We start from the raw sequence: 11823 nt of genomic DNA on the forward strand, positions 1-11823 counted from the left end.
AAGCTGTTTATGAAGATTTTTAAGATTTATGAAGGGGGATTTTATGGGACTACTTGATTTTTTCAAGAAAAAGAAGAGGTTGACTTCTAGTGATGTTTTAGATGATGAAAGTTACATTAAAGTGATTCGTCATTGTAGTCAAGAAGCTTGGCATCAGTATGACGTTTTGTTAGCTGCTCGTGGTTATGGTTGGAAAGGCATGGTTGATTGGGCTAGTTATATGAGCAAGGCTGATTTAATGAATATTTCTACCATTACTTACAGTTCACTACCTGGTTCTAAAGAGATTGAATGTATCGAAAGTTTTCGTCAGAATGAAAATGATTTTTTTAAAATGCAAGAGTTGAAAGATGAACAATCAAGTTTGGCAGTCGGTGGAGAAAGTAAAACCTTAAAAGTACCAATAAAAATCGTTTGGTTTAATCAAACAAGGACATTAAGATTTTTTACGTTGTTTCTTGATGATGAAAAACTTATGGAGCGCTACATTGAAACAATGATTCGTAGAACATTTTTAACTGCGGACGCTATGAAATTAGCCAAAAGTGGCAGAATTGATTAGGAAGTTTTAAAAATACAATGAAACTCAAAGAAATAATTGATGATACTGAGAAACAAGATATAACACGTTTTATTTTAGAAGCTTTGCCTGAATGGTTTGGAATTTCTGAAGCGCGTGAGAACTACATCAAAGAAAGTGCAAAGTGCCCATTTATAGCTGCTTATGATAAAAATCACCCAGTTGGTTTTGTTTATTTGAAAGAAACTGGAAGAGATACAGTTGAGCTATTTGTAATGGGAGTTTTGGAAAAATATCACCGACAGGGTGTTGGAAAAACTCTTGTTTTGAAAGCTAAAGAGATTGCTACCGAAAAAGGTTACACTTTTCTTCAAGTCAAAACGGTTCAAATGGGAAAATACGATAGTTATGATAGCACAAATCGTTTCTATCTTTCACTTGGTTTTAAGGAATTTGAGGTATTTCCAACATTGTGGGATGAGCAAAATCCTTGTCAAATCTATCTTATGTCTTTAAAATAACTTTTTAAGTTTTGCATATTCACTTTACTAATAAAAACATTACCCCCATCAAATAAAACCAAAAGTATGGTAATATGATAACAGGTACTTGATTAGTTGTGCTGTGTTATTATTTTACTAGGACTTTTGGTTTTTTTGTTAGCATTTTGGGGAGGAGATTGTGATGAAGTTTGTTGAAGTTGGTCAAGAAAATCAAGACGTTATCATGTTACTCCACGGTGGCGGTTTGTCCTGGTGGCAGTATCAATCTCAGATGGATTTGCTGACCAAAAACTATCATGTGGTTGTGCCGATTCTCGATGGGCATGCTGGAAGTGATAGGGATTTTACAAGTATTGAAGAAAATGCTGCTAGCTTGATTGATCTCATCAATCTTGAGTATGGCGGTTCGATTTTGCTAATTGCTGGTCTGTCGCTTGGCGGTCAGATTCTTTTAGAAATGCTTGCTAAGCAACCGACTATTTGTAAACAGGCGATTATTGAGAGTGCTGCTATCATTCCAGATAAATTGACAGCAAGTGTGGTTGCTCCGCTATTTTCAGCCACTTATGGCTTGATCAAACAAAAGTGGTTTGCTAGAATGCAGTTTCACTATCTTGGCATGAGAGATGATTTGTTTGAACACTATTATGAGAACACAGTGAAACTTTCTAAGCAAAATTTGATTGCTTTTACAAAAGCAAGTAGCTTGTATCAAGTAAAAGATAATTTGAGAAGTTGCTCCGCCTCTGTGAGAATTATTGTTGGAGATAAAGAGCCAAAAAGAGTAATCCGCTCAGCCAATCAGCTAAATCACCTTTTACCTAATAGTCGTCTCGAAATCAAATCTGGTTTAGCTCACGGTCAATATTCTATTAATTATCCAGAATTATATGTCAAAGAACTTCTGGAGGGAATTCAAAGAAGTGAATGTAAGCATACAAGGAGTGAATGATATGGCTTCAAGCAAAGAGTATTTAACAGTTATTTTAAATCAATTGTCTGAGACAAAAGAGGTCTCTTGGCGAGCGATGATGGGCGAGTATATTATATATTGTCAAGGCAAGGTTATTGGTGGTATTTATGATAATCGTTTCCTCGTTAAACCAACAAAATCAGCGCTAGCTATGCTACCAGAGGCTAAGATGGCATTACCTTATGAAGGTGCCAAGAAGATGCTTCTGGTTGATAAGCTTGATGATAAAGCATTTTTGGCACAATTATTGCAAGCAATAGCTGAGGAATTACCTGCCCCTAAGAAAAAATGAAACTAACCATTTAAAGGTTGGTTTTTCTTTTCAAAATTGAAAATAAGTTAAGAGTTAGTATATCTATTAATTGAATGATATACTTATTACAGCAATTGTTGATAAAATATGAATTGAGAAATTTTTGTATTTCAAGATTCCAAGTTTTCAGAAGGAAACTTGTTCTGAACTTTTTCTGAAATGTTGTTGCTATCCTTTTAAAGTCTTGATTATAGCGAAGATGCAACTGATGGTCAATTTTGGGTGAATGTATAGGAGATAGGATGTATAAAATTTTAGTTGTAGATGATGATTTTGAAATTTTAAAGTTAATGCGTACGATTTTGGAGATGAAAAATTATGATGTCACAACTTATCAAGGAATAACTTTACCGCTGAATAACATGGATTTTCAAGGATATGATTTGATTTTGCTTGATGTCATGATGCCTGATATTGATGGTTTGCAAGTTTGTAAACAAATCCGCGATAAAGTGAGTGCGCCAATTATTTTTGTTAGTGCAAAAGACGAAGAAGATGATATCGTTACTGGATTAAATCTTGGTGGTGACGATTACATTACAAAACCATTTAGTGTTAAACAGTTGGTTGCGAAAGTTGCTGCGCATTTGAAACGCGAAGAACGTTTTAGAAAAGCTGAATCAGATGGGAAAGTTGTCCGAGAATTGCTACCGATTACTTTTTATTTACAAGAAAAAACGGTATGTGTTAATGGCAAGATTGTTCCATTGACAAGTAGAGAATACGATTTGTTAGAACTACTGTCAGCTAATCGCAATAAAGTTTTCACGCGAGAAGATATTTACAGCCATATTTATGATGAAGAAGCTGATGCTCTATTTCGTTCGGTATCAGAGTATGTCTATCAGATAAGAGTGAAATTCTCGTCTTATGGCATCAATCCGATTAAGACTGTGAGAGGAATGGGATATAAGTGGTATGACTAGACATTACTCAATCAAAAGAAGGGTGTTACGGAGCATTTCTGAAATATTGCTGGGAACCGTGATTAATGTCTTAGTGTTATTTTTCCTCACTTATCTTTTAGTGATAACAGGGCAGTTGAATAGCTATGGCTCAGAGTTTAAGGTTAAGATAAAAGATAATGCTTCAGCTAAGATGATTGCAAAGCGGTTAAATCAAACGACTTTTGACTATGTTGTATTTGAAAAATCTTCTGGAAAAATCAGCACCAGTAGGTATCAAAGTGAGGATTATAAGCATTATAAAGATGCTTTTGACCATGGAAGGACTGAAGAAGTTGGGACAATTCGTTATGCAGAGTTCAGTAATTCAAAATACGTGCTCATTCTCAGATGCCCAACCTTGCCTGAATTTGTCAATCCTAGATTAAGACAGATTTCATTTAACAGTTTTTCATACCTCTTTTTCTTGATATTAGAGCTCGCTTTGATTATCTGGTCAATTTCAAGGCTTTTAAAAGAATTTACTAAGAATTTTCGATTGATTCAAGAGATTTCTTTGAACATGGGAAAACCTGAGATGACTGTCAAACATTCTCAGACGGAAATGATAGAGTTTAACGATATTTTATCGATGCTTTATCAAAAAGATGCTGAACTGGTTACCCTGTTGGAGGCAGAGCGAAAAGCAAAAAAAGATTTATCTTTTCAAGTGGCAGCCTTAGCTCATGATATCAAAACACCTTTGACAGTTTTAAAAGGAAATTTGGAGTTGCTTGACATGACAGAATTGACAAATCAACAATCCGACTTTCTCAATTCAGCTGATAACAGTATCAAAGCTTTTGAAAAATATTTTAATGATATGATTCAGTATTCTCGCTTACTAGTGGAGGAAAAGGACTATCAGGAAGAGATTTTTTTACCAGAATTTTTAGAAGAACTCGATACAGAAGCAAGGGCAATCATGGATACACATGAGGTTGAGTTTAATGTGATTAAGCGCGTTAACTTGGAATTTTTCAAAGGAAACCAACTTAATTTAAGTCGTGCTCTGATTAACATTTTGTCAAATGCTGCGAGATATAGTTCTGGTCATAAAAAAGTAACACTTTCAGTGATTGAGGAAGAAGAGTTTCTAGTTTTTCATATATGGAATAATGGACCTGCTTTTACAAAAGAAGCTTTGGAAAGCGCAGATAATCTTTTTTACACTGAAAATAAAGGAAGAAATAGCAAACATTATGGTATAGGTTTATCATTTGCTCAGGTAGTTGCTAAAAATCACCACGGAAAGCTTGTTTTACAAAATCCTCCCACAGGTGGAGCAGTTGTCAGTTTATCTATCAAGAAATAGCATCTTTTAGGTGCTATTTTTCTTTTTTTCTGAACAAACGCTGAAATTCCTTCGATATAGTTAATAGGTAAAAAGGAGGAAGACTTATGGTTGTGCAGGTTAAAAATTTGAAAAAGTCTTTTAAAGATAAAGAGATATTAAAAGGTGTTTCATTTGATATTGAAAAAGGTAATGTCTGTGGTTTGCTTGGCGTTAATGGTGCCGGTAAGTCAACCATTATGAAAATTATTTTTGGCTTGGAAGAAGCTGATAGCGGTGCTGTTGTTTTTAATGGTGAGCAAATTAGTGAAAAATCTAGTGCAGATTTTAATATTGGTGCTCTTATCGAATCACCAGCAATTTATATGAATTTGTCAGCTTTTGATAATTTAAAAACACGCGCACTCTTATATGACATTTCAGATGAGAGAATCAATGAAGTGCTAAAGTTGATTGGATTATCTCATACAGGTAAGAAAAAAGCAGGGCATTTTTCATTAGGGATGAAACAACGCTTGGGCTTAGGAATGGCGATGATAACTAATCCTGACTTATTGATTTTGGATGAGCCAACAAATGGTTTAGATCCTGATGGTATTAAAGAATTGTTAGATTTAATAACGAATTTAAAAAAATCTGGTATGACCATTCTTTTATCAAGTCATCAACTCCACGAAGTTAGTAAAGTTGCAGACCATATTGTTATTTTACATAATGGTGAAATCTTCTATGATGAAGATAATACTCATGATGATGATTTAGAAAGATTATTCTTTAAAATCGTTCACGGAGGTGCTTAGGATGAAAAAAATATTGAAGTCAGAATGGTTGAAACAAAAGTCAAGCTCAGATAAGAAATTATTATTCTTTGTTCCATTTCTAACGATTTTTATCTCAGTATTGCTTTCAGGTTATAGCCTTTTAGAGAGTTTTTCAGTGTACTGGTGGGAATCAATCTTTTTGTACACTTTAATTGGTTTGTTATTTCTCTATGACTATAAAGCTGAAGAAAAAGCAGGTCACTTTCAAAATATTCATCTAGGAAAAGAGACTTTTAACATTTATTTAGCTAAGATGCTATTAAAGGTGAAAGATATTTTTGTAGCAACAGTAATCTTTACGGTGATATTTTATCTTGTATCGCTGTTGTTTTCAGGAGTAATGTCTGTAGATATGAGTAGAGATTTCCTTTGTTTGCTTTTGATTATGTTAGCCTCTATTTGGAATTTACCTTTCTTATATTTTTTATCACGATGGTTGAGTCCCTATCTTTTATTGGCAGTAAATGCTTTGGTCTGCCTGCTGGTAGCGCCATTTTTAGCCCAGACATCTTTTTGGTATATTTTTCCTTATACTTATCACTATAAAATTGCTTATGGCATGATGCAGTTAAAACCATCGGGAGATTTAGACGTTGCTGGTGTAATGGATATTCAACTGATTATTACAGCACTGATACTATCTCTTTTGATGTGCTTGCTGTGCGTATTTTTACTGAAATGGAGGCTGAATAATGATGAATTATCTAAAAAGTGAGTTGGTAAAATGGAAAAATTCCTATGCTTTTTACTTGATTCTAATCTTGTCATTCTTGCAATTAGTCACCATTCTGCCTTATGTCTTGATTGTTAATAATCCGACTATCTTACAAAACATTGTTTTCTTATACATGTTAGGTTATTGTATCGTGATGAGTATCGTATCAATTTTGTTACATGAGCAAGAGATGGATGCTAATCATTTTCAAAACATCAGAAGTGAAAAGCATAAACTGAGAATTTGGTCAATGAAGCTTTTGGCGACTGATGTGATACTGCTTATTCCTACAGTTATACTTTGGCTGGGAGTAGGAGCTGAGGTCAATGAACTCACTCATTTTCTTTACATTGGACTTGTTGTTTGGCTATTGTTGATAATGTTGAACCATTTTCACATGTTTTTGAGCCTTTTTATAGGAAAAGGGGGGAATTTACTCCTATCCTTTGTAGAATGTTTATTTATTATCTTTGCGACAAATAAAGCTTTTCTTAACGTTCTCTGGATGCCAATTGCACTTCCTGTTAACCTGATTTTTACTTATTCAGCGACAAGTTTGCTAGCCTTAGTGGCTGATATCATTCTATTTTACCTTGTAAACTTGGTAATGTTAGTAGGATGAAGTTTACTCTGTAGAAGGAAAATCAGAACAGGCAGCAGTTGCTGTTGAAATTAATAATAGCTATCGCTTTGCTTATCCTATTATATTGAATAATTAAACCAACCAGATAATGTCTTTTTTGTCTGGTTTTTCTTTTGTCAGAATACCTTGATTTTGCTACAATGAAAGCAAAGAGTGATAACGTTTTCTTGGGCGATGAGGAGGTATCGGTTATGGAATACATCCAAGTGACAAAGGAAAATTTGGAAAAAGAGCATATTTGTTGTGCCATCTCTAACAACAAAGATGTTCAGGTATCATCTAAAAAAGCTTGGCTGTTGGAGCGCTTTGATGATGGATTAGTTTTCCTAAAAAGTGTTGAACGTGGCAAGTGTTTTATCGAGTATCTTCCTGCTGAAAATGCTTGGAATCCCATTGAAGCAGATGATTATATGTACATTGATTGCTTGTGGGTATCAGGAGCATTTAAGGGACATGGGTATTCGACGGATTTATTAGAAGCTTGTATTACTGATAGTAAGGCTAAAGGAAAGAAAGGGCTGTGCATTCTAGCAGCGGCTAAGAAGAAACCATTTCTGGCAGACCCTAAGTATTTAACTTACAAGGGGTTTAAGGTGGCTGATGAAGCTGACAATGGTATTCAACTTTGGTATTTGCCATTTTCTGATGATGACAAATGTCCAAAATTCAAAGCTTGTGCCAAACATCCTCATATCGATAAATCAGGTTACATTTTGTATTACACCAGTCAATGTCCTTTTAATGCCAAGTATGTTCCAATCCTTGCAGAAACAGCTCAGCAAGAAGGGATTCCTTTTGAAGCTATTCAGATTACGGATAAAAAAACAGCACAATCAGTGCCAACCCCAATAACGACCTATGCTCTTTTTTATAACGGAGATTATGTGACAAATGATCAGATGAATGCTAAGAAGTTTTTAAAACTCGTCTCGAAGGTTGAAGGATAATTTTTCGATGAAGAGGTATGTATGATTGAGTTAAAACCACTTGTTTCAAGTGATCGTGAACAATTTATTAAAGATAATCAAGAAGCTTTTAATTATGGGGCTTTAGAGGAATTTGGTTTGAGAGATGACCATTTTGAAGAAGAGGAACAAATTATTTCCAGAGAAACGATTGAAGAGTCAATTGATAGCGGACAAGCCTACCGGATTTTTGATAATGGAAAGGTAGTCGGTGGCCTTGTGGTGCGTGTTGATGGAGATAAGGGAGACTTAGATTTGCTCTTTATTTCTCCTAAGTGTCATAGCAAAGGAATCGGCTACGCCGCTTGGTGTCAGATTGAAAAAATGTTTCCCCAAGTGAAAGTTTGTGAAACTGTGACACCGTATTTTGAAAAGCGTAATATCCATTTTTATGTCAATCGTTGTGGGTTTAAGATTGTTGAATTCTTTAACAGTCACCACAAAGATCCAAATGATGATGAAGCTTCAGAAATGTTTCGATTTGAAAAACGCCTATAGTTTCACTATTCAGGAGGAGAAGATTATGAATAAAGAAAACGGAATTGCAATGGGAATCAGTCTTGGAGTATTATTTGGGACAGGAATCGGCGTTTTGACGCATAGTATTGGTTTATGGGTGTCGCTAGGTATTTCCATTGGTCTTATTATTGGGCTTCTTCTTGTAAAAGATGGCGATGGTGATAATGATCAAATGGAGTAATAGTCAACAGATAACTACCGTTTTAATGTGATGGTAGTTTTTTATTTACTTTATTTTCTAATCAGACTGCTTGATGAGTTTAAAAGAGATAGTCAAAAAATATTGTTAAATGACATTTTTATCAGAAACTGGCACAAAAAAGTCTAAAATCTGATAGGGAATTAGCTGAAAAACTGTTGTTCGTTGTAACGACAGTTTTTTTATGATAGAATTCAGATATTATAATATTCTGATAATTACAAAGGAGGTTTTTGGATGAAAACAGTACTTGTAACGGGTGGAACAGTTTTTGTGAGCAAGTATGCGGCAGCTTACTTTCTTAAACAAGGTTATGATGTCTATGTGCTTAATCGAAATACCAAGACGCAAGTTGAAGGCGTGACTTTGATTCAAGCTGATCGACACAACTTGGAAAATCGACTGAAGGGTTTGCATTTTGACCTTGTTTTGGATGTAACAGCCTACAAGGCTAGTGATATTACTTGCCTTGTAGAAGCGCTTGACTCATTTGACACCTATATCATGATTAGTTCAAGTTCTGTCTATCCGGAAAATGGACCTCAACCATTTTTAGAAACTTCCCAAGTCGGTGAAAATAAATTCTGGGGCCAGTATGGTCTAGATAAGATTGCAGCAGAAAAACGTTTGCTTGAGCTGGTTCCAGAAGCTTATATTTTACGCCCACCATATCTCTACGGATCGATGAATAATGTTTATCGCGAAGCTTTTGTCTTTGATTGTGCTAAGGATGATTTGCCATTTTATCTGCCACGCCACGGTGAATTAAAATTACAATTCTTTTATATTAAGGATTTGTGCCGCATGATGGAAGCTATTATTGAAAAGCGGCCAGCAGAACACCTCTATAACGTAGGAAATACTGAAGTTATAAGTACTCGCCAGTGGGTGAAGCTCTGCTATGCCTGCAGTAATAAAATTCCAGAATTCATCGAAGTCTTTGATGAGGTCGATCAGCGCAATTACTTTAGTTTTTACGACTATGAGTTCTTTTTAGATGTCAAAAGGCAAGAGAAATTATTACCAGAGCTAACACCTCTAGAAATTGGCTTAAAAGAATCCTACACATGGTGTGAAAACCACGTCTTCGACGTCAAAAAGAAACCATTTTTTGATTATATTGAAAAACATTTGAAGTAAAGGAGGGGTGTATGAATCAAGAATTTTTAGAAGTCAGTGAATATGTTGATTATCTTCATCCTGAAATTCAAAAACGTGCTCACCAATTAAAAAATGAGAGCATAGATGAAATAGATTTGGTCAAAAATACTTTCCATTTTGTGCGAGATAAAATTTCACATTCTTGGGATGTGAAAGATCATCGCGTAACAGTTTCAGCTAGTGACTGTCTTAGAGAAGGTGTCGGGATTTGTTGGGCAAAATCAAATCTTTTGGCCGCACTTTTTAGAGCAAATGGCATTCCTTCTGGCTTTTCCTATCAACGATTGATACTTGGTTCTACACCTGACACAGGTTATTGTATTCATGCTCTTAATACTGTTTATCTTGATTCTTTAGGAAAATGGCTACGCTTAGATGCTAGAGGAAATAAAAAGAATGTTCAAGCAGAGTTTTCGCTAGATGAGGAACGATTAGCTTTTTATCCAGATGCAGAAGGTGAGGTAGATTATCACGATAATCATGCAAAACCAGATCAAGGCTTGATGACGGTACTAGAAAAGAGCACAGACGCTATTGATATGTATTTGCATCATTTACCCGATAGATTAACTTGCGAAGTGAAGTAAGGGAACGATATGTTATTTAAAAAAGCTAGTATTTCTGATATAGATATGTTGGTGTCAGCATGAATTGAAGTGCTACGGGCGGCAAATCAATTAGAGCATTCCGTAGATTTAAGTCATTTGGCTAAAAGTTCAAAAGAGTATTATCAAGAAGCTTTGTCAAATGGCAATCACACAGCATTTTTGGTTTATGATGCTGACAAGGTGGTGGCAACAGGGGCAATTTCTTACTATCGTGTTATGCCAACCTATCATAATCCGTCAGGGAAAAAAGCTTATATTATGAACATGTATGTGGCTCCAGAATATCGTAGACGCGGGATTGCGAGCAATTTATTGGATTTGTTGATTGCTGATTCAAGAGAACGTGGTATTGACTTCATCACGCTTGAAGCGACTCAAATGGGAAGAAAACTTTATGAAAATTACGGCTTTTGTCAAATGAATGATGAAATGCAATTTATTATTCAAAATAAAGCGCGTGAGTAAGATAAGCGTACTTGTACGAAGAAACGAGGTTATCAGATGGCGGAAGATATTGATTATAAATCTATTCAAAATTTTAAATGTAGCGACTTAGAGCGTTTATTTCTTTCAGTAGAATGGTCCTCAGGTCATTTCCCTGAAAAGTTAGTCCTTGCCATGCAGAATTTTAAAACTGTCTATTCAGCTTGGGATGGAGAGAAGCTGGTAGGTATGATTTGTGTTATGGATGATGGCATCATGAATGCCTATATTCATTATTTGCTCGTTGATCCTGACTATCAAGGGCATACTATCGGAAGAAAACTGATTCAGATGGTAAAAGAAAAATACAAGTCTTTCATGCGAATTGCTGTGATTGGCTATAATAAGGAAATTGACTTTTATGAGAATTGTGGCTTTGTTAAAAGTGAAAATTGCTCACCACTTTTCATTACATCGCTATGGACTTAGTTTTGAGGATTAATCGATGAGAAGGAAAAGCAGCGATTAGAAAAGCCAGAAAAGAAGATATTTCACGAATAGCAGAAATTCTTATCTTTGTAAAAAGACTAAAATTTTATCCGATTTTTCAATAGGAAGGAGTGATTTTGATGTCAAATGAATCATTAGAAATTTATATGCAAAAGGCTATTGAAGAAACTTATGATGGAATTCATAAGGGAGATGGTGGTCCTTTTGGTTCAGTTGTTGTGAAAGACGGCGAAATCATTGGTAGTGGTCATAATATGGTAATCAGAAAAAATGATCCAACTGCCCATGGAGAATTGTTGGCAATTCGTGAAGCTAGTCAAAAGTTGAATAACTTTGACTTATCTGGATGTATTTTGGTGTCAACAGGTGAACCAAGCTTACTTAGTTTGGCAGCGTGTCTTTGGGCAAATATTGATAAGATTTATTATGGCTGTTCAAATGATGATATTCAAAAATCGGTTTTCGTAATGAAAAGTTGGATGATATTGTCAACAATCTGTCACATCTTCCTAAAAACTATTTAACTCAAATTTGTCACGAAGAGTGTCTAAAGCTATTTGATGATTATCAAAAAATGAATCATGATCTTTATTAGATTGAAGGATTCAAGTTATTATTAGCTGTAGCAAATATGCTACAGTTTTTTGTTAATAAAATGATATAATGACTGAGGTATTTTTATGGCAGGATTGGTTAGTAAAAAATCATTATT

The 11823-nt window shown here is 34.9% G+C and carries 17 protein-coding genes; all 17 read left to right on the top strand.

Going from position 1 to position 11823, the window contains the following annotated elements; all coding sequences use genetic code 11:
* The first annotated feature begins 43 nt into the window (after positions 1 to 43).
* The 17 genes from B4D49_RS03685 to B4D49_RS03765 all read left to right on the top strand — a co-directional run bounded on the left by B4D49_RS03685 (position 44) and on the right by B4D49_RS03765 (position 11635).
* Positions 44 to 562 (top strand): hypothetical protein, encoded by a 519-nt coding sequence (locus tag B4D49_RS03685; protein WP_132868839.1) that lies wholly within the window; start codon positions 44 to 46, stop codon positions 560 to 562.
* Positions 563 to 579: 17 nt separating this feature from the next.
* A complete protein-coding gene (locus B4D49_RS03690; protein ID WP_286783202.1) occupies positions 580 to 1041 on the top strand; it encodes a GNAT family N-acetyltransferase in 462 nt (153 codons plus the stop codon).
* A gap of 163 nt (positions 1042 to 1204) precedes the next feature.
* Complete coding sequence (locus tag B4D49_RS03695) at positions 1205 to 1975, top strand: alpha/beta fold hydrolase (protein WP_132868837.1); 771 nt, start codon at positions 1205 to 1207, stop codon at positions 1973 to 1975.
* Between the two features lies 1 nt (position 1976).
* On the top strand, positions 1977 to 2288 hold the full coding sequence (locus tag B4D49_RS03700) for a TfoX/Sxy family protein (protein WP_132868836.1): 312 nt from the start codon (positions 1977 to 1979) through the stop codon (positions 2286 to 2288).
* Positions 2289 to 2551: 263 nt separating this feature from the next.
* The gene (locus B4D49_RS03705; RefSeq protein ID WP_132868835.1) at positions 2552 to 3235 is read left to right on the top strand and encodes a response regulator transcription factor; all 684 of its coding nucleotides are present in this window, start codon (positions 2552 to 2554) and stop codon (positions 3233 to 3235) included.
* The gene (locus B4D49_RS03710) at positions 3228 to 4568 is read left to right on the top strand and encodes a sensor histidine kinase (protein WP_286783203.1); all 1341 of its coding nucleotides are present in this window, start codon (positions 3228 to 3230) and stop codon (positions 4566 to 4568) included. Before B4D49_RS03705 ends, B4D49_RS03710 begins: the two co-directional genes overlap by 8 nt.
* 86 nt (positions 4569 to 4654) lie before the next feature.
* Entirely contained in the window at positions 4655 to 5347 is a 693-nt protein-coding gene (locus B4D49_RS03715) for an ABC transporter ATP-binding protein (protein WP_074481543.1), read from the top strand.
* Position 5348: 1 nt separating this feature from the next.
* Positions 5349 to 6083 carry a lantibiotic ABC transporter permease gene (locus B4D49_RS03720; protein ID WP_286783204.1) on the top strand — a complete coding sequence of 245 codons (735 nt, stop codon included), beginning with the start codon at positions 5349 to 5351 and terminating at the stop codon, positions 6081 to 6083.
* Positions 6061 to 6705 (top strand): ABC transporter permease, encoded by a 645-nt coding sequence (locus B4D49_RS03725; protein ID WP_286783205.1) that lies wholly within the window; start codon positions 6061 to 6063, stop codon positions 6703 to 6705. Before B4D49_RS03720 ends, B4D49_RS03725 begins: the two co-directional genes overlap by 23 nt.
* 161 nt (positions 6706 to 6866) lie before the next feature.
* Positions 6867 to 7673: an N-acetyltransferase gene (locus B4D49_RS03730; protein ID WP_286783206.1), complete on the top strand. Its 807-nt coding sequence runs from the start codon at positions 6867 to 6869 to the stop codon at positions 7671 to 7673.
* A gap of 21 nt (positions 7674 to 7694) precedes the next feature.
* Positions 7695 to 8189 carry a GNAT family N-acetyltransferase gene (locus tag B4D49_RS03735; protein WP_286783207.1) on the top strand — a complete coding sequence of 165 codons (495 nt, stop codon included), beginning with the start codon at positions 7695 to 7697 and terminating at the stop codon, positions 8187 to 8189.
* Between the two features lie 25 nt (positions 8190 to 8214).
* On the top strand, positions 8215 to 8391 hold the full coding sequence (locus B4D49_RS03740) for a hypothetical protein (protein ID WP_286783208.1): 177 nt from the start codon (positions 8215 to 8217) through the stop codon (positions 8389 to 8391).
* A gap of 255 nt (positions 8392 to 8646) precedes the next feature.
* Entirely contained in the window at positions 8647 to 9549 is a 903-nt protein-coding gene (locus tag B4D49_RS03745) for an NAD-dependent epimerase/dehydratase family protein (RefSeq protein WP_132869881.1), read from the top strand.
* Positions 9550 to 9560: 11 nt separating this feature from the next.
* On the top strand, positions 9561 to 10157 hold the full coding sequence (locus tag B4D49_RS03750; RefSeq protein WP_132869882.1) for a transglutaminase-like domain-containing protein: 597 nt from the start codon (positions 9561 to 9563) through the stop codon (positions 10155 to 10157).
* A gap of 117 nt (positions 10158 to 10274) precedes the next feature.
* Positions 10275 to 10643, top strand: a complete 369-nt coding sequence (locus B4D49_RS03755; protein ID WP_281402427.1) for a GNAT family N-acetyltransferase — start codon at positions 10275 to 10277, stop codon at positions 10641 to 10643.
* A gap of 36 nt (positions 10644 to 10679) precedes the next feature.
* Positions 10680 to 11090: a GNAT family N-acetyltransferase gene (locus B4D49_RS03760; protein WP_132869883.1), complete on the top strand. Its 411-nt coding sequence runs from the start codon at positions 10680 to 10682 to the stop codon at positions 11088 to 11090.
* 140 nt (positions 11091 to 11230) lie between these two features.
* A complete protein-coding gene (locus tag B4D49_RS03765) occupies positions 11231 to 11635 on the top strand; it encodes a nucleoside deaminase (RefSeq protein WP_246454252.1) in 405 nt (134 codons plus the stop codon).
* The last annotated feature ends 188 nt before the right edge of the window (positions 11636 to 11823 follow it).

The organism is Streptococcus sp. UBA4344, from assembly GCF_002393675.1.
In the GTDB taxonomy this organism is placed as follows: Bacteria; Bacillota; Bacilli; order Lactobacillales; family Streptococcaceae; genus Streptococcus; species Streptococcus vicugnae.